We start from the raw sequence: 22,530 nt of genomic DNA on the forward strand, positions 1-22,530 counted from the left end.
TCACCTTCGGTTAAGGTCGGCGCGGTAAACATCCATTTCTCTGCGGTATTTTTGGTCACGACAGTCGAGACGCCGTCTAACACGACAGTGACGGAAACCACGTCAGTCGGTACGGCAACCTCAAAGGAGGGAGCATTGACGTTGGTGTAGTTGTCGCTATTGGAATAGCCACTATCGTCACCGTTGATAAAATCGACATCGACGGTCGTCGTGGTGTCTACGGTAAAGGTCAGCGAGCTTTCTGCGATGTTCCCCGCTTTATCCGTAAGCGTCGTGACCAGCGTGTAGTTTCCGTCAGCAAGCGGTGCAGAAGGTTTGAAACTTACCGGCTGCGAGTTTAGCGATACTGAATAGTCCTGACCGTTAAGCCTGACATTCAAGCTGTAGGCATCTGACGGGAGGCTTGCAAACAGGAAGGTTGGCTGCCCGTTACTGGTGTAGTTATCCACGGAACTGACGCCGCTATCATCCGTATCGCGCAGGTCGATATTGACAGGCAGCAGTGTCGTGTCTATCTCAAAGGTGATTGTCTGCGAAGTGGTGTTGCCTGCGTCATCTTGTGCGGTGACCAGCAGCGTATGCGTGCCGTCATTTAAGCCGCTGCAAGGGAATGTCCATTTGCCGCCCGTTTTGACTAAATCGACTATCGAGCCGTTGTCCAGTTTGGCTGAGACGTGGGTGACGTCATTAGGCACCTGAATCTCGAACTCAGGATTGGCGTCGTTGGTCAGACGGTCACTACTCGCATAGCCGCTGTCTACGGTCATCACCACATTGTTGATGGTAACCTCGGTATCAACCACGAAAGTGATTTCCGCGTTGGCGACGTTGTCCGCTTTGTCTGTTGCGGTGGCGACTAATTTATAGCTGCCATCGGTCAGCGTCGGTGCGGTCCATGACCAGTTTCCACCGGCATCTTTCACGATATTATAAGTGACGTTGTTGAGCGTCACCTTCAGCGTATGCACGTCGGCATCCAGGTGGCTGAAAGAGAACTGCGGCGTGGTGCTGCGGGTTTTATTGTCGCTGCTGCTGTCACCGGTATCTGATGTGGCAAGCATGTCAATAACCGGAGCGCTGACCTGGGTATCAACAACAAAATCCATAGTATTGCTGCGAGTGTTGCCCGCGGCATCCCGTACTTCCACTTGCAAGGTGTAAGTATCGTCTGCCAGATCGCTTGTGGGGCGATAAATCCAGGCGCCACTCGCGTTTTTGGTCACCTCTACAGTATTGCCTTTCAGCGTGACTAACATGCGGGTGACGTCGGCATCAACGTTTGTTATCACAAAGGACGGACGGGTATTCATGGTCAACCGGTCATTTGCGTCAAAGCCAGTATCCTCGCCGTTGGCGAGGGCGATAGCTGGTAGTGAAATCTGGTTATCGAAGGTGATGGTTTTGCTGCTGTTCGCCTGGTTGCCTGCAATATCGGTCGCGGTCACCACCAGGGTGTAGTCCCCGCTGGTGGATAACGTCGGAGCGGTAACTTCCCATACGCCGTCGCTTGTCCGCGTGATGCTACAAGGCTGGCCGCCGAGCGTTGCCACTACGGTTTGCACATCCGCAGGTGTATTCACCAGGAATTTCGGCTGGCTGGCGTTGGTCAGGTTATCGGCAGCGGAATCCCCGGTATCATTGATCAACGTAATGTTGTTAACCGATGTGGTTGTATCGACTTCAAACGCAAGCGAGCTATTGCGGGTATTCCCCGCTGTATCGGTAACGGTCACCACCAGTTCATAGCTATTGTCTGCCAAAGCCACCGGCGGCATAAACGAATACGTACCATCGCTTTGCGGCTGTACGACCGTGGTTTGGCCGTCCAGCGTCACGGTCACACTGAGTACGTCTGCTGGAATGTTACCGAACGTGAAGCGCGGCGTTCTGACGTTAGTGATGTTGTCAGTGGTGTTTGCGCTATCGTCAGCGGTCAGCAAATCAATAGTCAACGGGGAAAGCAGGGTATCCACGGTGAAGTTCTGATCGAGCGTTGCGGTATTGCCTGCTTCGTCGGTCACCGTGATGTGCAGAACGTGCGCGCCGTCAGCGGTACTGTCTGCCAGCGTAAAGACCCAGTTGCCAGAATCCAGCACCGCGCTGCGGCTTTGGCCGTTATCCAGCGCCACGGTTACCGTGTGCGCGTCAGTCGGGGCGTCAATGATAAAAGTTGACGCTGGCTGATTGGTGCGCCAGTCGTTTTGGACTCCCGTATCATCTGCGAGTGTCACGCCATCCACGCTCGTGTGGGTATCGATTTTTATCGTCTGAGTGGACGTTTTCTGGTTACCTGCGTTGTCGGTCACCGTCAGCGTGACGTCATAACTTGCCTCTGGCAAATTTGTGCCAGGGGTGAATGACCAGACACCCGCATTGTTAACGGCCTGATAATTAACGCCGCCAATGTTCAACTGCACGCTATTCACATCGGCATCGATATGACTGATGACAAATTTTGGTTTCGTTTCACTGGTGATCCCATCGCTATCGCTGTAACCGGAGTCGTCGTCTGATGCGATCGCAAACGTCGGAATAGAGAGCGTGGTATCAACGCTGAACGACAGCGAGCTTTGCTGGGTGTTTCCGGCGCGGTCGGTGATCGTCACGGAAAGGATATGATCGCCGTCCGCCAGCGCGGTTGGCACAGAGAACTGCCAGTGACCATCGCTGCCTTTGAGTGCGGTGACCGCCGTGCCGTTATCCAGCGAGACTAAAACCAGCTCAACATCGTTGTCCGTCACGATGGCGAAGCCCGGCGTGGTGTCATTGGTGAGGTTGTCGCCTTTTATGCCGCTGTCGTCGCTGAGCGCAATCTGCGGAGCTGTCGTGACGGTATCGATGGTGACGGACAGCGGTGCCGAGGTGATGACGTTGCCTGCGGCATCAGTCGCACGAACCTGCACGTTGTAAGTTGCGTCACTTAGGGCGGTGTTAGGTGTGAAGCCCCAATTGTCGCCACTTTTGGTTGCTGGATAGCTAACGCCGTCAATCAGCACTTCGATATTGACTACGTCCGCTTGAACGCTGCCAATGGCGAAGCTTGGCGTCGAGTCGTTTGTCCAGTTATCCATGGCGCTGGTGCCTGAATCGGAGGAATCGACCAGATCGATGGTAGGAGCCGTGACCCCGGTATCAATGTTGAAAGTTAGTACGCTCTGCTGGCTGTTACCCGCGCCGTCGGTGGCCACAACCTCTATGGTGTGAGCGCCTTCGGTGAGTGCCGCAGGAACATTGAAGTGCCAGCGGCCATCGCTGTCTTTTGTTGCGGTGATGGCCGCGCCACCGTCGATGGAAACCATGACGTTTGCCACATCGGTATCCGTCGTGATGCCGAATCCTGGCGTGGTGTCGTTGGTCACGTTGTCGCCTTTTACGCCGCTGTCATCGGTAAGCGCGATCGCCGGTGCGGCTGTGAAAGTGTCGACCTTAACGGTCAGCGTGGCTGATGTCGCGCTGTTTCCTGCCGCATCCGTGGCTTTGACCTGGATCTGATGATCGCCGTCCGCCAGCGGTGTGACAGGTGTAAAGCTCCAGCTGCCGTTTGAATTTGAGGCGTTAAAGCGGGTACCGTCGATGAAAATTTCCACTGCGACGACATCGGCATCCAGATTACCAGCGCTAAAGGTGGGTGTGGTGTTTTTCGTCCAGTTATCAGTGCTGCTGACGCCACTGTCGGAGCTATCGACCAGATCGACGACTGGGGTCTGGATCTGCGTGTCGATAGTGAAGGTCAGCGAGCTTTGATTGGTGTTGCCCGCGCCGTCAGTGACGGTGACGGACAGGGAATGTGTGCCATCGGTTAAGGTCGACGGGGCAGTAAAGTGCCACTTACCGTCGCTGTCTTTAACTGCTTCTATTGCGGTGCCGTCATCGAGCGACACCATCACCTGCGCCACATCAGCATCGGTGGTAATAGCGAAACCTGGCGTGGTGTCGTTGGTGATATTGTCACCGGTTACGCCAGTGTCATCGCTCAGCGTGATCCCTGGTGCTGCCGTAACGGTGTCGACATTTATCGTCAGCGTCGAAGAGGTGGCGATATTGCCTGTGGCATCAGTGGCTCTGACCTGAATGCTGTGATCGCCATCCGTCAGTGCGCTGGTTGGGCTGAAACTCCAGGTATCCGCTGTTTTAACCGCGCTATAGCTCACGCCATCGATCAGGACTTCGACGCTCAGTACGTCAGCATCCAGATTGCCGATGGCAAAGTTTGGTGTGGTGTTTTTCGTCCAGTTATCGGTGCGGCTGGTGCCGCTGTCAGAGGCATCGAGCAGGTCAATTGTCGGGATGCTGATGCTGGTATCTATCGCAAACGGCAGGGCGCTCTGGTTGCTGTTGCCCGCGCTATCCGTCACGGTGACCGTCAGTGTGTGCGAGCCATCTGTCAGCCCTGTTGGAACGCTGTAATGCCAGCGTCCGTCGCTGTCTTTGGTTGCCGCGACAGCCGTGTTGCTGTCCAGCGTGACCATGACCTGAATAACATCGGTGTCGGTTTCAATCGTGAAGCCAGGCGTGGTGTCGTTGGTGAGATTGTCACCGGTTACGCCGGAATCATCGCTCAGGGCAATAACAGGCGCGGAGGTCACGGTGTCGACGGTGATGGTCAGTGTGGCTGAAGTGGCTGTGTTGCCTGCCGCATCGGTCGCCTGAACCTGGATATCATGCTCGCCGTCCGTCAGCGGTGTGACAGGTGTAAAGCTCCAGCTATCACCGGTTTTTGAGGCGCTGTAGCTTATGCCGTCAATCAGCACATTGACGCTGCTCACATCGTTGTCGATGTTGCCAATGGCAAATGAAGGCGTGGTATTGCGGGTCAGATTATCGGTGCTGCTTATGCCGCTGTCTGAGCTGTCGATCAGATCGACGGCAGGGGTCTGGATTTGCGTGTCGATATTGAATGACAGCGAGTTTTGGTTGGTATTGCCTGCGCCATCCGTCACGCTGACGATCAGGGTGTGTTCCCCTTCGGTTAGCGCGGTAGGAACGCTGTAATGCCAGTGCCCGTCGCTGTCTTTGACCGCCGAAACAGGCGTTCCGTTGTCGAGGGTGACGGTTGCGCGCACCACGTCGGTGTCGGTTGCAATAGTGAAGCCAGGCGTCACATTGTTCGTGAGATTGTCGCCCTTTATGCCGCTGTCGTCGCTGAGCGTAATCTGCGGGGCCGTGGTGACGGTATCAATGGTCAGCACTATTGTGGAGGAGGTCGCAATGTTGCCTGCGGCATCAGTCACCCGAACCTGCACGTTGTATTCTGCGTCGGGCAGCGCGCTGTCCGGGGTGAACGCCCAGTTGCCATTATCCTGTGTCACCTTATGGCTGACGCCATCGATCAGCACCTCGACGTTTACGACATCGGCGTCGATATTGCCAATGGCGAAGGTTGGGGTTGCGTCACGAGTCCAATTATCAGCCGCGCTGCTGCCCGTATCGGAAGCGTTCACGAGATCGAGAGTCGGTGTCTCTATTTGGGTATCAATATCAAACTGCAGGGCATTTTGACGGCTATTGCCCGCCCCATCTGTAACAATGACCGACAGTGTATGCGGCCCGTCAGTCAGTGCGGAAGGCACGGTGTACTGCCATTGACCATCACGGGTTTTAGTGGCGGCAACGGCGATGCCATTATCTAGCTGCACCAGAACCTCAGCGACGTCAGCATCCGTTGTAATGCTAAAGCTCGGGGTGACATTGTTGCTGAGATTATCGCCTTTCACGCCAGTGTCATCGTTCAAAATAATGTTCGGCAGGGCGGTGGTGGTATCAATGGTCACTGGCAGCGCAGCGGAGGTGGTGACGTTGCCTGCGGTATCAGTCACGCGAACCTGGGCATCATAAATCGCATCAGGCAGAGCGGGTGCTGGCGTGAAACTCCAGTTGTTGCCATTTTTTTCTGCCGCATAGCTCACGCCATTGATGAGCACTTCAACGGTGGTTGCATCGCTATCCACATTGCTGATTGCGAACGTTGGCGTCGCGTCCTGAGTCCAGTTATCCGTCGCACTGATGCCGCTGTCTGACCCATCAACCAGGTCGATGATGGCGGTTTGCAACTGCGTATCAACAGAAAATGCCAGCGTGTTCTGGTTGGTGTTGCCTGCGCTATCGGTAACGGTCACCGTCAGGTTATGCTCCCCATCGGCGAGCGCGCCTGGGGTGTTAAAATGCCAGCGTCCGTCACTATCTTTTGTTGCCGTAAGCGGGGTGCCGTTATCCAGGGAGACGCTAACCTGCACCACGTCGGTATCGCTGGTAATAGCAAATCCTGGCGTAGTGATATTGGTAAGGTTGTCGCCTGGCAGGCCGCTGTCGTCGCTCAGGGTAATTGATGGTACAGAAGTGACGGTATCCACCGTCACTACCAGTGGGTCTGATGTTTTGCTGTTTCCCGCCGCATCGGTAACCCGTACCTGGAAGTTGTACGCCGCATCTGGCAGAGGAGAAGTGACGGTGAAACTCCAGCTGTCACCGTTGTTTACCGCCGCATAGCTCATGTCGTTGATAAGCACTTCAACGGTCACTACATCGGCATCGATGTTGCTCAGGGTGAAACCAGGCTGCGTTTCGTTGGTCCGGTTATCCGTGTTGCTGATGCCGGTATCACTGCTATTGATAAGATCGATAGTCGGAGTTTGCAACTGGGTATCGATGGTGAACGTCAGGCTATTTTGCTGGGTGTTGCCAGCGGCATCTGTCACAACCACTGACAGGACATGCTCACCGTCAGACAGCGCTTCGGCCGTGTTGTAATGCCAGTTGCCTTCACTGTCCTGGGTTGCGGCGATGGCTGGGCTGCCGTCTGTCGAGACGCTAACCTGTATCACATCGCTATCGGTAACAATCGTGAAGCCTGGTGAGGTGTCATTTGAAACGTTATCACCCTTCACACCGGTATCATCAATGAGCGTAACAAGTGGTGCGTTGGTTTGTGTATCAACCTTGATGTCGAGGATTGCCGAAGTCGCACTGTTCCCGGCGCTGTCGGTAACCGTTGCTGTTATCTGATGTTCACCATCGCTCAGGGCGGTCGGCAAGGTCAATGTCCAGACACCTGCGACGAGTGTTGCATCGTAGATCACACCGTCGACGCTCATTTGCACATGAGTCACGTCAGGATCGACCTTGGTCAGTATCAACGTCGGGGTGCTGTCGTTGGTCAAGTGGTCATCGGCCAGGTAACCCGAGTCGGAAGATGCAGCGAGATCGACCACCGGTATAGCAATCGTGGTGTCCACGACAACCTGAATTCGCTCGGATGTTGCGCTGTTACCTGCAATATCGGTGGCAACGACATAAAAAATGTAGCTACCGTCGTCAAGTGCCTGGGTGTCATTGAACAGGTACTGCCACTGCCCGCTGGCATTAGCACTTATTTTGGCGACACTTACACCATCGCGGTATAGCACCAGGCTTGAGAAAGGTTCAGCCTCGCCCCGGAAGGCAGGCAATTTTTCATTGGTCAGAAGATCGCTGTTACTGTCGCCTGTGTCGTTGGACAGGACGATAGTTGGCTGGTCGATCTTCGTATCAATTTGCACCATGAAAGGGATTGAGTTAGCCATATTACCGGCAACGTCCGTTGCGGTTACCGTGACCGAATGGTCGCCATCCGCAAGCTTGCTGGCCGCCGGCACACGGTAGTTCCATTTCCCTTCTGCGCTAGCGATAACCGAACCACAGGATTTCCCGTCGATAAAGACTTCTATCTGTGCTCCTGCTTCAGCAGTCCCTGTCAGCAGCGGCTGGCTGTCTTTAGTGATGGCATCATCGTTGGCGCTACCGCTGTCTGAACTGGCATCCAGTTGCACCGTCGGCGTCGGAGTCATTGTATCAATGGTTAACGGGAAGGAACTGGAAGCCTGGTTGCCAACTTCATCAGTGGCGTTAACGGTGAATTCATAGACTCTATCGGCCAGACCCGGATTAGGGTCAATTTCGTAGCTCCACTGGCCATTGGCATCTGCGGTACCGGTACCGATAACGTCATTATCGAGCTTGAAGATAAGCGTTGCATAGGGTTCAGCGCTGCCGTTAACCAGCAGGTTATCGTTGTGGTTGGTAATCCAGTCATTCTGGCGAGCACCGGTATCATCGTTGGCATCAAGCTGCGCCTGCGGAATTTCAGTCACGGTGTCGATGAAGAATGTATAGTCCGGCGATGGCAGAGAGTTGTTCCCTGCCAAATCTTGGGCAATGGCGCTGAGAACGTGCTCGCCTTCACTAAAGACCGCTGGCGGCGTATAGCTCCATTGCCCATTAGCATCGACGGTCACGCTGTCATAGACCTTTCCGTCAACATAAATGATGACTTTGCTGCCTGCTTCTGCGGTGCCGGTTAGCGTAGGAGTGGTATCTCCGGTGAGGATCTTTCCCGATTGAGAATTGACGTACTCTTCGAGTACTAGCGTCGGGGACTCAGGAGGCACAGTATCGATAGTGTAGGTCACGCTATAAGTTGAGCTATTTCCGGCAAGATCGGTGACGGTAATCGTCAGCTCGTTGATGCCTTCAACCGAGGTACCAGGGCTAGTAAACGAGAAGTTACCTGTCTGGGAGGCGTTGAACTCAAGGTCTTCACCCGTGGTGATATTGGTGACTTTGATAATACTGGAGGGATCCGTTTTACCCGAAAAGCCCGGTGTGATGTTATTCGTGTAATTATCACCCGCAAGGCCGCTATCGCTGGCGTTATCCATTTTAATGGTGAAAGCATCGATATCAGTATCGATTTCTATTTCAAGATCTTTTTGGGAGCTATTACCTGCGCGGTCTTTAGCGACAACTTCAATGTGATATTTACCGTCAGCCAGCTCGATATCATCGCTTAGAACATAGTTCCATTTACCGTAACCGTCAGCGACAACATCGGCGATTTTCTTGTTATCAATGAACAGTTCGAGCTTGCTGTTAGGCTCCCCGGTACCGTGAAAAGCTGGCGTCGCATCATTAGTGAGCTTGTCATCATGATAAGTCCCGCTATCACTGGCTTCATCGAGAATAATCGTAGGTTGTTCAGGTGGAATGGTATCCAGAGTGATCAAGCCGTCTACAGAGGCCTTGTTACCTGCATAGTCTTCCGCAGTCACTTTTATATTGTTTTCGCCTTCAGACAGCTGGTTGGCGCTGAACTGATAGCTCCATTTACCCTCGCCATCTACGGTGAGCGTGGCGATAGACTTACCGTCTACCTCAATTTCTATTTGCGTGTTAGCTTCGGCGGTGCCGTTAATTTGCGCTTCTGGGAAACGCGTCAGGTTTTCTCCGGGAATCTGATCCTCAGGAGGAATGCTGTACTCTGCATCTAGCTCAAAGGTTGGCGTATCCGTTAGGGTGTCTATCGTGACCACAACAGAAGCCGTGCCGCGTCCACCTTCGCTATCGGTAACTTCGGCTTCCACGGTATATTCACCGTCGGTAAAGGAACCAGGGTAGGTGAAGCTGAAATTACCCATTGCATCAGAGAGGGTAGTACCGATGACAATGCCGTCCACCTTGAAGGAGATGGTCAGATTCGGCTCTGTTGAACCGACAAATGTCGGTGACGTAACGTTAGTGATACTGTCGTTTTTAACTCCGCTATCGCTGGTTTCATCAAGCTTGAGGGAGATATCAATTTTCTTCTCAACCACCACAGGTGACTCAGCGGCTTTGGTGGATGAAGACGATGACGAGGAGGAAGAAGTATCGTCACTGAGCTTAAGAGATTTGGCAATGTCTACCGCATCATCATCATATTTTTTGGTTTTTTTCCCAGCGGCAAAGGGATCATCGCCTTCAACTTCGCTTTGGCCAGCCCCGCTTGCGCTGGTTTTTTTCTTTGTTTGCTCTTCAAGGGCTTCTTTTAGCTGTTCTTCAATTTCCTGTGCGGCTTCGCGTGATTCTTGCGCTTCAGCCTGCATTTTTTCTGCTTCTTTTTTAATTTCCTGCGACTCTTTTTTTATCTCTTCAAGGCGCTGTTCCTGGGTTTCTACCGTTTGCTCAAGATTGCCTTGAATCACGCGTTCCTGGCGGCTTTCTGACAAAGATGCGTCGAGTCTTTCCAGTTCAAGATGGCTCAGGTCAATGGATTTCAGCAGGTCTTTACCTGCGACGATGGAACCATCACGAAACTTAAAGGTGACCTGGCTGTTTTCAAGGCTGGAATAGAGTGCGCCGTTGACAATATTGACGGTAGTAGCTGCATCAAAAATAAATGTTAGGTCGGTCCCGCTAATTGTCAGACTTGCCTTATTCATATTTCCATAGGCAGATAAATCGACATTAGAACTATCGTTAATGAATATAGTTTTATTAATCATAATATGAGTGTCCAGGGATTAATTAGTATTTGATTTGTTAGCGGGAAGAACAGGTTCGGAAAAAGTGTGATTGAACCCTTTTAAAAGTGGCGAAGCCAAATATTGTAGAATACTGTGTTTTCCCGTGATGACACTGGCATCCACTGTCATACCAGGTTTAACCATCGTCAGTTCTTTAGTGGTAACGTTAAACTTCACCATCATTTTGTAATAACGCACCATGGAGCCATTAACCGACTCTTCATAGGAGTCCGGGCTTATCTGTTCAATGCTACCCTGATAGGGTTTTGCACCGGAACGTAAATAGGATAGGACGTTAATATTGACTTCACCATCAATATAAATCTGATCGCGATCTTTGGGTTGTATTTTAATTTCCGCCAATACAGTGGTGGATAGCGGCTTTATTTCGAAAAGAGAGTCTGCAGCTTGAATTACGCCACCTTGCGTTGAGGCATTTTTATTAATGCGATAAATAATGCCATCTACTGGTGAAACGACGCTGGTTTCTTCAACCTGCTGGTTCACTATTTGTAGAGCAGAGTCACTGACGTTTAATTCTTTTTGTGCGTCAGAGAGATCTTTTGAAAGTAAATGACGAAATTCAAAGTCGTCATTTTTTATCTCGTTTTGCACCACTAACGCTTCATCTCTTTTGGACGAAATTTGATTGTCGATATCTGATATCTCAGACTTCAAACGGACTGCCATTTGCTTTTTATTGAGTAGGTTAGTGTAAGAACTGATACCTTTTTTCACTAACGGCTGAAGAATATTTATCTCTTCTCGTAGCAAGGTCATTTCGTTTTGTTTGCTGATACGAGTGATTTCCAGGCCGCTAATATCCGAAGAAAGGCCATTAATCTTCACACCTTTAGTCGCTACTTTGCTTTTTACGGACTGAATATTGCTGATGATTTTCTTATCTGTAAGCTGGCTGATATCTGCATCATAAGCCGGGCCAACATGGCTGAGCACAAGGTTGAGTTCGCGGGTATAGCCTTGCAGATAGGCAGACTGCACTTTGTTGTGCTCATACTCTTTTGTTAAATCCAGGTTAGCCGTCTCTGCCAGCACCTGGCCTTTTTTTACAAAATCACCTTCCGCGACAAAAATACGTTTGATCGTACCGCCCTTAGAGAGCGATACGATCTGCGTATTATCTTTGGTAATAATAACGCCGGCACCATGTACGACGGCGTTTATTTTTATCACGCTAAACATGAAAATTATTAACAATGTCATCACCATGATGATCATCATCAGATAATCGCTCTCTTTGCGGTTCATCGCAGTAAAGACCTCGATCCAATGCGAATGTTATGATTGTCGATGGAAAGCTGCTTGAGCAGAGTAGAACGTTGAACCATCTGTTCCAGCTTCAATTCATAGATGCCGTAAGTGGTTTCTATTATCGTTGTATGTGCCTGGAAAGATTCATTACGGCTAGAAACAAGATCAAGCAGAGATTTTTGCCCTAATTTAAACTCTTCTTTATACAGATCAGTGAGTTTATCGGCGTTGTCATAAGAGTGCTTAGCAATTTCAAGTGCCTGTACATTGGCCTGATATTTTGACTGGTTTACGTCAATATCATTTTGGGTCTTGATTAAAAAATCATCCAGCTCAAGTTTTGATTGGGTATAGCGTGCAGTAAATTTACCGACTTCAGACTGATTTTTAAAACCGTTAAAAATATTCAAGCCGACTTTAATACCGACTTTAAATTCGTCTTTGTAATCATCCGGGTTGGCATCCGCCGATGGGTTATTTTTGGTATAGCCCGCACTGGCATCGATGGTGGGATAATTGCTGTTTTTAGCTGCCTGAATATCAGATTTTGCGGCATCAATATTTTTCGCCAACGACAGATAGGTATTACTGTCACGCTTAATCTCACCCATCACTTCCTTTTTATCAGTGACGAATTTATATTTTTCGAAGATATCAGGCAGGCTCAGCGTATTATTTTCGGTCACTCTGTCGCCGGTCAAATTGCGCATTTTTGCAATTTCCGTCTCGAGCTGTGAGCGATAGCCAAGCTCTTGGGTGCTTAGTGTATCAATAGAAACCTGAACTTTACGCATATCAGATTGCATTGCGACACCGGAGCCAACTAACTCAGAAAAATCACCCAACATTTTTTTATAGAATCCCTTCTCCTGCTCAATAAGGGCGAGGATTTTCTTCAGCTTCTCAATGCGCATAAAGCAGGCGGCAGTTTGGCTGGAGGTCTGAATGGTCGTCTGCATAAAATCGAAGCGGCTGCTTTCTTCTATATGTTCGGATTTTTCAATTGTCGAGCTACGTACGCCAAAATCGGTGATGCGATAATTTAACGCCGCTTTATTCTCGATATTTTGCTCATTCCCGCTGTCGCTGGTGTTCTTTTGCGATGCTTCAGAGGTGATATCCAGCGTTGGGTATAACGCGGCTTTCGACATGTTGGTTTCTTGGTTGCGGCGCTCAATTTCGTACGACGCAATCGCCACTGAAGGTTGCGCTTCCAGCGCATGCTGCACCAGGAGATTTAGCGACAACAGCGGTTCGTCACTGGCACAATGCCCGACGATTGGGTTGAGAAGCAGAGCGATGCAGGAAGCAAGGAGTGTGTTTTTCATTATTTATTCCTTGTTTTTCAACATGATGATGTCTTTCTTCAGCGATTGCTGCATGCCAGCAATTTGGCTGAAGAGGGGAGGGAAAGTTTCAATGTGACTCTCAAGCGTTGCCTGCGTTTGCTGATGGTTTGCAATATTTGCCTGCTGATAATGCGCGAGGGTTTCTTGCTGGCTTTGCTGGTTTTCGATGACCTGATTTTGCTGTTCATAAATCACATTCAGCGCTTTGTTTTGCTCTGTGCCGTTAGCTTTAATCTGCTCGACGTCCGCGTGTTGCGAAGCTAGTTGCTCGTTAGCGCTGTCCACGCCTTCTTTTAGCTGAGCAAGCCCATCTATGTGATGATTGACACTAGTGAGGATGTTGTCTTCGAAAATGGCGCGGCGTTGGTGAGAGTTATCCATTTTCTCGACCAGTAACGTTAGCAGGCCGCGTTTTTCTTCCTGTAAGGCAAGCGTGGAATGATGGAATGCAGTGAGATCGGTTTTCAGTTCGCGTACGAGTTCGTCAACCACTGTTTCAATCTGCAAAATCCGGACTTTGCCGTCAACCTGGCGAGTCTTAACTTCACGCAGAAAATCGAGGTTTGCATCGCGCAGCGTGACGCTCAGTTTGTTAAATGCGCTACGTAAAAACGAACACATAATTCCCAGGATGATTGCGCTGACGACACCGTAAATAGAGGAAACAAACGCGGTGTTCATCCCTTTGAGGGGTTCTGCCAATGAGGAAACGACGTTAACGATAATGCCGAGCATGTCGCTGTCGTTAGTGCTGCCGTTAATTTGTGAGCGTTCAAGCAGAGTGATAACAGAAGCAATGGTGATGGACAGCCCGGCAAATGTTCCCAGCAGCCCAATCATGGTGGAAATGTTAGCGCAGTTCTGAATGGCCGACAGACGGTGTTGCTGCTTTCTGGAGACACTCTCCTTCATGCTTTCATAAAGGGAGGCTAGCGTATCGTCACTTTGACCATGGGTTGGGGAGAAAACAATTTTATTCGCATCGCCTAGCAAAGGTGCGGGATGGGTGCTGTTTTTTTGTTTCAGGATGACGGTGCATTTGGTTAGCTCAAGGAAAGAGAAAAAGACCAAAAAGCATCCGACTAAATAAACAAATATAATTGCCGTGTTGTAGGTGGCAGAAACATAGTAGTTGCCAAGAACATAATCACGAATGGATGGAAACAGAATAGCTATCAGTGGCAACGCAGCACACAGGATGGAAACAAATAGCTCTTTATGATTTTTTAAGAAATTCATTTTATTCACTCACTGTGACAATTGCGCTATTAACGATAGTTGCGTCGTTAACGACGGAAATAGAAACGTCATGTTCTGGATAGGGTTTTTTCACCGTTTTAAGCAGAATAATCCCGCGCTGATAGGCTAAACGCATGGCATCAGAAACCGACACTGAAGGGGTATTTGGTGTGTAGAGGGTAACGGAAACCGGTTTTTTACCGGATGCCAGTAGCCATTTATTTAATTCATCTATAACTGAAGAGGGATAGCCTTGCTCCAGCTGTTGGAAATGAATAATGAACTGGTTACCTTTTATTTCATGACCCGGAGGACTGTTTTCAGCAACATCAAAACGCCCGGATTCTGAACCTTTAATGTCGGCAGAACGCTGGTTTTGTGCCAGGGCGACGACAGTCTGCGTAGGTTCTTTTTCGCTTTCAGTGTTACTGTCTTGCGCAGTGGTGTTGTCGGTCGTTGCCTGAGAAAGCGTTTCCGCCTGGCTTTTCTGACTTAATACTTCTGATTTAATCGCCTGTTTGCTGAGCTGAACAGGTTTGTCAGGAGTGTTATCTGCTTGTGAACCAGAGGCGCTGGATTTATCTGCCTCAATATTTTCAGGGCTAGCTGATGGTGACTCTGTCGGATCTGTAGAGGTGATATTAGCCACGCGTGAGTGGGTCGTTCCCGTATTGGGTACGTAGTGTTTTTTAGAACTTTCAAACATGATCAGCATGCTGTTAAGCACGAAGATCAGCATCAGAAAGATAAAAATACACAATACAGTTGAAAACGCGTCAACGAATGTTGGCCACGGGTTACTTTCTTCCATAAATAGTCTCGCAGAAAATGATGAGCATTATTGAAACTTCTCGGTTGATTCTCGGATTATTCCTTAGGTATCAGGACCTGGAACCCATTCCATGACAAATTATTATTACGTGGGGTGAGTAGTTAAGTGTATTTTTGGTAACTAGAGGGTTTGTTTTCCTGAAATTCAGTACTTAGCTACATTCATTGATTTAGGCGCTGATATAACCGGATTCATTCAAGAGGTAAATATATAATGAATAAGTTATAGGGTGTTTCACAAATCCATAGGTCATTGTACTTTTAATGAAAGGGTCTGGTTGCACGAGATTTTGCAGATTCTTATATTTTCTGTCAATACACTGAACTTAATCATAATGTTATATAAATGTTGGGGTTAGCCGTTTTTTTATTGATAAGTTACTTGGGGATAGGGTGTTTTTTTTGCCTCTGGATCGAGAGGTTTCTTAACTCTAAGTGGCGTAAGGTATTCTAAAAACTCACAAATAGTTACAGTGAGTCATGTTTTTAATTTTATATTAAAAACAAATTGTTTCTTGTTAATGAATTTCTTTTTATATGAATTAATGATTTTAAAATAATTAATTAAGAAATTATGGATATACTTTTGAGAAATAATTTATTACGTCATCCTGTAATGGGGGAGTTTAGCGGCTAAACTTTCGCTCTCCACCCCCGCCTTCCGCCTCAAATTTTGATGATAATGAGGAGTGACGTAGCGCGTGACTGTGGCAAGGTGGCGTCAATTTATTCTTTGGGGATGCGATTATGTTGAATGCCTGGCACCTTCCGGTACCTCCTTTTATTCAGACACGTAAAGATAAGCTGTCCATCACTTTGTGGGTTTCTGGTGAGGATTTACCGCATCGTGTGGTTCTACGTTATGAAAAAGATAACGAGGAAACCTCGGTACAGATGACTCGCCAGAAGGCGGCACCGGGTGACGGCATCGTTGCCTGGCGCGGGGTGATTGATTTATCGGAAGGGCAACCGCGTCGGCGTTACAGTTTTAAAATGTTGTGGCTGGATAAGCAGTGCTGGTTAACGCCGCAAGGGTTGCGGTCGATCCCTCCGGCTCGTCTTGAGCAGTTTGCGGTCGATTTGCCTGATGATGGCCCACAATGGGTTCAGGATCAGATCTTCTATCAGATTTTCCCCGATCGCTTTGCACGCAGTGAACAGCGCGCGCCAGAACAAGATCAAATCTATTATCACCACGCCGCAAAACGCGACATTATACTGCGTGACTGGAATGAGCCTCTACTCGCGGATGCGGGAGGATCGACCTTCTACGGCGGCGATCTTGACGGTATCAGCGAAAATCTACCGTACCTGAAGAAGCTGGGTGTCACCGCGCTTTACCTCAATCCGATTTTTACCGCCCCGAGTGTCCATAAATACGATACCCAGGATTATCGTCACGTAGACGTGCAGTTTGGTGGCGATCACGCCTTTTTGCGCTTACGCAAAAATACCCAGCGGCTGGGCATGCGCCTGATGCTTGACGGTGTGTTCAACCACAGCGGCGATACTCACCAATGGTTTGACCGCCAACAAACTCACGGCAGCGGCGCAAGCCACAATCCACAATCCCCATGGCGCGATTTTTACAGCTATAACCAGGACGGACGAGCGCTCGACTGGCTAGGTTACTCCAGCTTGCCGAAGCTGGATTACCAGTCTTCCACCTTGGTTAACGAGATATACCAGGGCGAAGAAAGTGTGGTGCGCCATTGGTTACGTGAACCCTGGGGCATAGACGGTTGGCGGCTGGATGTCGTGCATATGCTAGGTGAAGCCGGCGGGGCGAAAAACAATTTGCTGCATGTCGCGGGTATTACCAGGGCGGCGAAAGAAACCCAATCTGATGCGTATGTTTTGGGGGAGCATTTTGGCGATGCCCGGCAGTGGCTGCAAACGGATGCCGAAGATGCGGCGATGAACTACCGTGGTTTCACCTTCCCACTGTGGGGGTTCCTTGCTAACACCGATATTTCCTACGACCCGCAGCATATAGAAGCACAAACCTGTATGGCGTGGATGGATGAATATCGCGCGGGGCTTTCTCATCAGCAGCAATTGCGCATGTTTAACCAGCTCGACAGTCATGACACCGCGCGGTTCAAGTCTATTCTTGGCAAAGATGTGGGTCGCTTACCATTGGCTGTCGTGTGGCTGTATTGCTGGCCCGGCGTGCCTTGCGTTTACTATGGCGATGAAGTGGGCTTAGATGGCAATAACGATCCATTCTGCCGCAAACCTTTCCCGTGGAATAAGGATCAACAAGATCTGGGGTTGTTAGCGCTTTATCAACGGCTTGGTCAGTTACGTCACAAGAGTCGTGCTTTGCGCCACGGCGGCTGTCAGGTGATTTACGCCCAGGGCGACGTAGTGATATTTGTGCGTGTTTGGCAAAACGAGCGGGTACTGGTGGCGCTCAACCGTGGAGAAGAAACGGCGCTTACGCTGCCGTGGGATCCGCTGTTGACCGACAAAGACTGGACGAGGCTTGAAGGTAAGGCAAAGTTTGATAATCGCGAACTGTCTTTGCCTGCTGTTTCAGTTGCGTTGTGGCGTAGCCTTTAGTCCCGTTTGAGCACAGAACATGTTTTTGGTTTTTACCCGGGATCTTGGTGGTTAAGCACCAGATGCAATAAAAAAGGCCGCTTGCGCGGCCTTTTTATCAAAAACGTTTAGCGATTACAGGCTAGAAACGTTTTCGCTCAGGTATTTAGCAACGCCATCTGGAGATGCGTTCATGCCTTCTTTACCTTTTTCCCACTGAGCTGGGCACACTTCGCCGTGCTCTTCGTGGAATTGCAGCGCATCAACCATACGCAGCATTTCATCAACGTTACGGCCCAGTGGCAGGTCGTTAACAACCTGGTGACGCACGATACCTGCTGTGTCAATCAGGAAAGAACCGCGCAGAGCAACGCCTGCGTCTGGATGTTCGATGCCATAAGCTTTCTGAATTTCACGCTTAATGTCAGCAACCATCGCGTATTTCACTTCACCGATGCCGCCTTTATCAACAGGGGTTTTACGCCATGCGTTGTGAACGAATTCGGAGTCAAAAGATACACCAACGACTTCTACGCCACGTTTCTGGAATTCTTCGTAACGCTTGTCGAACGCGATCAGTTCAGACGGGCATACGAAAGTGAAGTCCATTGGCCAGAAGAACACAACGGTGGTTTTACCATTGGTGTGTGCTTTGAAGTTGAAGTTTTCAACGATTTCGCCACTGCCGAGTACGGCTGCAGCAGTAAAGTCAGGGGCTGGACGAGTAACCAGGACCATATGTACTCCTGTTAATTTTGTTAAAGTGAATGTTAACGCAACGGGGGGAGTATAGGGGTGGAAATCCCTCTAACTCAAGCATACTGCGCCAATTAATCAGATAGGTATTACCTATCAAAAAATGAATATTTGTTCAGAGGCGATCCAAAATAGCCCTTTTTTATAAAAGGGCAAGAAGTTAATAGCAAAGCTGGGATAGGCTACAAATTCTTTTGCTCGGCCATCGCCATCATACGTGGGTAGAACTGCCAGAATAGCGCCTCAAGTGCATCGTAGTGGGTATCCAGATCTTGCCAGGACGCTCGCAAAGCATCGAGTTTTGGTCTACGGCTAGCCATCCCATTGAGAACATTGGCAATAAACGCCATATCGCTGTACCGCTCAAGCCAACGCTCTTCCCAGAGATATTGATTAAGATTAATAAAGCGTTCTGGGGTATCGATTAAGAAAGGCTCAATACTGGTGCGGGCGTATGCGATAAACTCGGGTAATGGCGTGTTTGGGTTCAGTGTCTGCCAGTGACGCGAGACAAAATGGTCCCACATGACATCCAAAGTGATTGGGGCAACACGTCGTGTTTCCGGGCGAAACCATTGCCGCGCAGTCGCAACCTCCGGCAAGCTATCGGTCAAAACGTCCACGCGACGGTGCATATGGATACCCGCCACTACGTCGCCTGGATAACTTTCATTCGGGTTGCCACGGACGAAATCGGCGAGCAAATTCCCCAGAAGTGAGCTGTCAGCAAGGCTTGCGAGATGTAAATGGGCGAGAAAATTCATATTTGCCTTAATTATTGATTCAGTGTTAACGGGAGTCCTTTTCCTTGCAGGGAGTGTCCCCCGGCACTAGACTATAGCGCCACTTTTTAGTCTTGAGCTCTTTACCATGCGTGTTGCCGATTTTACCTTTGAATTACCTGAATCCTTGATTGCCCACTATCCACAAGCACAGCGCAGTGGGTGCCGTTTGCTATCACTGGAAGGGCCGACGGGTAATTTAACGCATGGCACTTTCACCGATCTGCTCGATAAGCTCAACCCTGGAGATTTGCTGGTTTTTAACAATACCCGCGTGATCCCGGCGCGCCTGTTTGGCCGTAAAGCCAGTGGCGGCAAGATTGAAGTGCTGGTCGAGCGTATGCTCGACGACAAACGCATCCTCGCGCATATCCGTGCATCTAAGGCCCCTAAACCGGGTGCTGAATTGTTGCTGGGCGATGATGAAAGCGTACATGCCACGATGGTTGCGCGCCACGATGCGTTGTTTGAAGTGCAGTTTGAAGACGAGCGCAGCGTCCTTGATATCCTCAACAGCATCGGCCATATGCCGCTGCCGCCTTATATCGACCGCCCGGATGAAGACTCAGACCGCGAGCTGTATCAAACCGTTTATAGCCAGAAGCCAGGAGCGGTTGCCGCCCCCACTGCGGGCCTGCATTTTGACGAACCGCTGCTGGAAGCACTGCGCAACAAAGGCATTGATATGGCATTTGTCACGCTGCACGTGGGCGCTGGGACATTCCAGCCAGTGCGCGTAGACAGCATTGAAGACCACATCATGCACTCCGAATATGCGGAAGTGCCGCAGGACGTGGTTGACGCCGTCTTAGCCTGCAAAGCGCGTGGAAATCGCGTTATCGCTGTTGGAACCACATCGGTTCGTTCGCTGGAAAGTGCGGCTCAAGCCGCACAAAATGACCTGATTGAACCGTTCTTTGGTGACACGCAAATCTTTATCTATCCAGGCTATCAATACACAGTGATAGATGCGCTGGTGACCAACTTCCACCTGCCGGAATCGACCCTAATCATGCTGGTTTCTGCGTTTGCTGGTTATAAAAACACCATGAACGCCTATAAAGCCGCTGTTAACTCCGAATATCGATTTTTTAGTTACGGGGATGCCATGTACATCACGTACAATCCGCAGGCGATAAATGAGCGCCCAGGCGCTTAATGACTCAATTTGACGTCGCCGGTCAATCCGACGACGTTTTGTCTTAACCATCAGACTGTTTCTCTGATGCTGGAGGAAATGTGAAATTTGAATTAGATACCACCGACGGACGCGCTCGCCGTGGCCGCCTGGTGTTTGACCGTGGCGTTGTAGAAACGCCTGCTTTCATGCCAGTTGGCACTTACGGCACCGTAAAAGGGATGACGCCGGAAGAAGTTGAAGCCACTGGCGCGCAGATTATTCTGGGCAACACCTTCCACTTGTGGCTGCGTCCTGGTCAGGAAATTATGAAGTTGCACGGCGACTTACATGATTTCATGCAGTGGAAAGGTCCTATCCTGACTGACTCCGGCGGCTTCCAGGTATTCAGCTTGGGTGACATTCGTAAAATCACCGAAGCGGGCGTGCATTTCCGCAACCCAATAAACGGTGATGCAATCTTCCTCGATCCAGAAAAATCCATGGAAATTCAATACGATCTCGGTTCTGATATCGTGATGATTTTCGACGAATGTACGCCATATCCTGCTGACTGGGATTACGCGAAGCGTTCTATGGAGATGTCACTGCGTTGGGCACAGCGTAGCCGCGATCGCTTTGATTCCCTTGAGAATAAAAATGCGTTGTTCGGCATTATTCAGGGTAGCGTTTACGAAGATTTACGAGATATCTCGGTAAAAGGTCTGGTAGATATAGGTTTTGATGGCTACGCTGTCGGCGGCCTGGCTGTAGGTGAGCCGAAGGAAGACATGCACCGTATTCTGGAACATGTTTGCCCGCAAATCCCTACAGATAAGCCTCGTTACCTGATGGGCGTAGGGAAACCGGAAGATTTGGTTGAAGGTGTTCGTCGCGGTATTGATATGTTCGACTGCGTGATGCCAACCCGTAATGCACGTAATGGTCACCTATTTGTCACCGATGGTGTGGTGAAAATCCGCAATGCGAAGCATAAAGATGACACTTCGACGTTGGATTCTGAGTGTGATTGCTATACGTGTCGCAATTATTCACGTGCCTACTTGCATCATCTTGATCGTTGCAACGAAATACTCGGCGCACGACTCAATACTATTCATAACCTGCGCTATTACCAGCGTTTAATGGCTGGTTTACGTAAGGCTATTGAAGAGGGTAAATTAGAGCACTTCGTGACTGATTTTTACGAGCGAACCGGTAAACCAGTTCCACCTTTGAATGTTGATTAATTTAATAATGAGGGATTTTTAATGAGCTTTATCATTTCTGATGCGGTAGCTGCAACAGGTGCTTCGGCGCAAGGTAGCCCGTACTCTTTGATTCTTATGCTGGTGGTATTTGGTCTGATCTTCTATTTCATGATCCTGCGCCCACAGCAAAAACGTACCAAAGAGCATAAAAAACTAATGGACTCCATCTCTAAAGGGGATGAAGTGCTGACGACGGGTGGCCTGGTGGGTCGCGTAGTGAAAGTAGCTGAAACTGGCTATATCACAATCGCGTTAAACGACACCACCGAAGTGGTTGTCAAGCGTGATTTCGTAGCTGCCGTTCTGCCGAAAGGCACTCTGAAGGCGCTGTAATTTTCGTTTTTCCCTAAGGGAACTACCGTGCTAAACCGCTATCCTTTGTGGAAGTACATCATGCTGATCGTCGTGTTTATCGTCGGTCTGCTATACGCACTTCCCAACCTATATGGTGAGGATCCGGCAGTTCAGATCACTGGCGCGCGCGGCGTCGCCGCCAGTGAGCAAACGCTGATCCAGGTCCAGAACACCTTAAACGCAGAAAAAATTACCGCTAAGTCTGTGGCCCTGGAAGAGGGTGCAATTCTTGCACGCTTTGACACCACTGACACGCAGCTTCGTGCTCGTGAAGTTTTGCTGAGCGTATTAGGTGACAAGTACGTTGTTGCACTTAATCTTGCTCCGGCTACACCTCGCTGGTTATCCGCTCTCTCTGCAGAACCGATGAAACTCGGTCTTGACCTGCGTGGCGGCGTGCACTTCCTGATGGAAGTTGACATGGATACCGCTCTGAGCAAGTTGCAAGAACAAACTATTGATAACCTGCGTACTGATTTGCGCGAAAAGAGCGTCGTTTACACCAACGTGCGTAAAGCCGATAACTATGGTGCTGACGTTGTCTTCCGTGACAGTAAGACGCGTGATGACGCTATCTCTTATTTAACTCCACGCCATCGTGATCTGGTGATTTCTGCTCAGGGCAGCAACGCATTGCGTGCTGTAATGACGGATGCTCGTCTGAGCGAAGCACGTGAATATGCTGTTCAGCAGAACATT

At 49.8% G+C, this 22,530-nt stretch carries 11 protein-coding genes and 1 pseudogene; 5 read left to right on the top strand and 7 right to left on the bottom strand.

Features of this window, described 5'->3' with window-relative positions; translation table 11 throughout:
• The 5 genes from VJY99_RS13945 to VJY99_RS13965 all read right to left on the bottom strand — a co-directional run.
• Nucleotides 1–10,232 (bottom strand): Ig-like domain-containing protein (locus VJY99_RS13945; protein WP_324119474.1); only part of this gene is annotated, 10,232 nt, incomplete at its 3' end.
• Nucleotides 10,233–10,313: 81 nt separating this feature from the next.
• Nucleotides 10,314–11,585 (bottom strand): HlyD family efflux transporter periplasmic adaptor subunit, encoded by a 1,272-nt coding sequence (locus VJY99_RS13950; protein ID WP_324119478.1) that lies wholly within the window; start codon nt 11,583–11,585, stop codon nt 10,314–10,316.
• A complete protein-coding gene (locus tag VJY99_RS13955; protein WP_324119479.1) occupies nt 11,582–12,916 on the bottom strand; it encodes a TolC family protein in 1,335 nt (444 codons plus the stop codon). The genes VJY99_RS13950 and VJY99_RS13955 overlap by 4 nt, the downstream gene beginning before the upstream one ends.
• A 3-nt stretch (nt 12,917–12,919) precedes the next feature.
• On the bottom strand, nt 12,920–14,176 hold the full coding sequence (locus tag VJY99_RS13960; protein WP_324119481.1) for a hypothetical protein: 1,257 nt from the start codon (nt 14,174–14,176) through the stop codon (nt 12,920–12,922).
• Nucleotide 14,177: 1 nt separating this feature from the next.
• Nucleotides 14,178–14,987, bottom strand: coding sequence for a hypothetical protein (locus VJY99_RS13965; protein WP_324119483.1), 810 nt, complete (start codon nt 14,985–14,987; stop codon nt 14,178–14,180).
• Nucleotides 14,988–15,754: 767 nt separating this feature from the next.
• Between VJY99_RS13965 and malZ the strand changes: the two genes are divergently transcribed.
• Nucleotides 15,755–17,572, top strand: a complete 1,818-nt coding sequence (gene malZ, locus VJY99_RS13970; protein WP_324119485.1) for a maltodextrin glucosidase — start codon at nt 15,755–15,757, stop codon at nt 17,570–17,572.
• Nucleotides 17,573–17,686: 114 nt separating this feature from the next.
• Here the strand turns inward: malZ and VJY99_RS13975 are convergent, their stop codons facing one another.
• The gene (locus VJY99_RS13975) at nt 17,687–18,289 is read right to left on the bottom strand and encodes a peroxiredoxin C (RefSeq protein ID WP_324119487.1); all 603 of its coding nucleotides are present in this window, start codon (nt 18,287–18,289) and stop codon (nt 17,687–17,689) included.
• A gap of 200 nt (nt 18,290–18,489) precedes the next feature.
• Complete coding sequence (gene acpH, locus VJY99_RS13980) at nt 18,490–19,071, bottom strand: ACP phosphodiesterase (protein WP_324119490.1); 582 nt, start codon at nt 19,069–19,071, stop codon at nt 18,490–18,492.
• A 106-nt stretch (nt 19,072–19,177) separates the two neighbouring features.
• Here acpH and queA point away from each other — a divergent pair, with 106 nt between their 5' ends.
• The 4 genes and pseudogenes from queA to secD form a co-directional block, all read left to right on the top strand.
• A complete protein-coding gene (gene queA / locus VJY99_RS13985) occupies nt 19,178–20,248 on the top strand; it encodes a tRNA preQ1(34) S-adenosylmethionine ribosyltransferase-isomerase QueA (protein WP_324119492.1) in 1,071 nt (356 codons plus the stop codon).
• 80 nt (nt 20,249–20,328) lie between these two features.
• A complete protein-coding gene (gene tgt, locus VJY99_RS13990; protein WP_324119495.1) occupies nt 20,329–21,456 on the top strand; it encodes a tRNA guanosine(34) transglycosylase Tgt in 1,128 nt (375 codons plus the stop codon).
• Nucleotides 21,457–21,477: 21 nt separating this feature from the next.
• Nucleotides 21,478–21,810: a preprotein translocase subunit YajC gene (yajC, locus tag VJY99_RS13995; RefSeq protein ID WP_324119496.1), complete on the top strand. Its 333-nt coding sequence runs from the start codon at nt 21,478–21,480 to the stop codon at nt 21,808–21,810.
• 27 nt (nt 21,811–21,837) lie between these two features.
• Nucleotides 21,838–22,530: pseudogene (gene secD, locus VJY99_RS14000) on the top strand (protein translocase subunit SecD); the annotation flags it as partial.

The organism is Buttiauxella sp. (assembly GCF_035271705.1).
GTDB lineage: Bacteria > Pseudomonadota > Gammaproteobacteria > Enterobacterales > Enterobacteriaceae > Buttiauxella.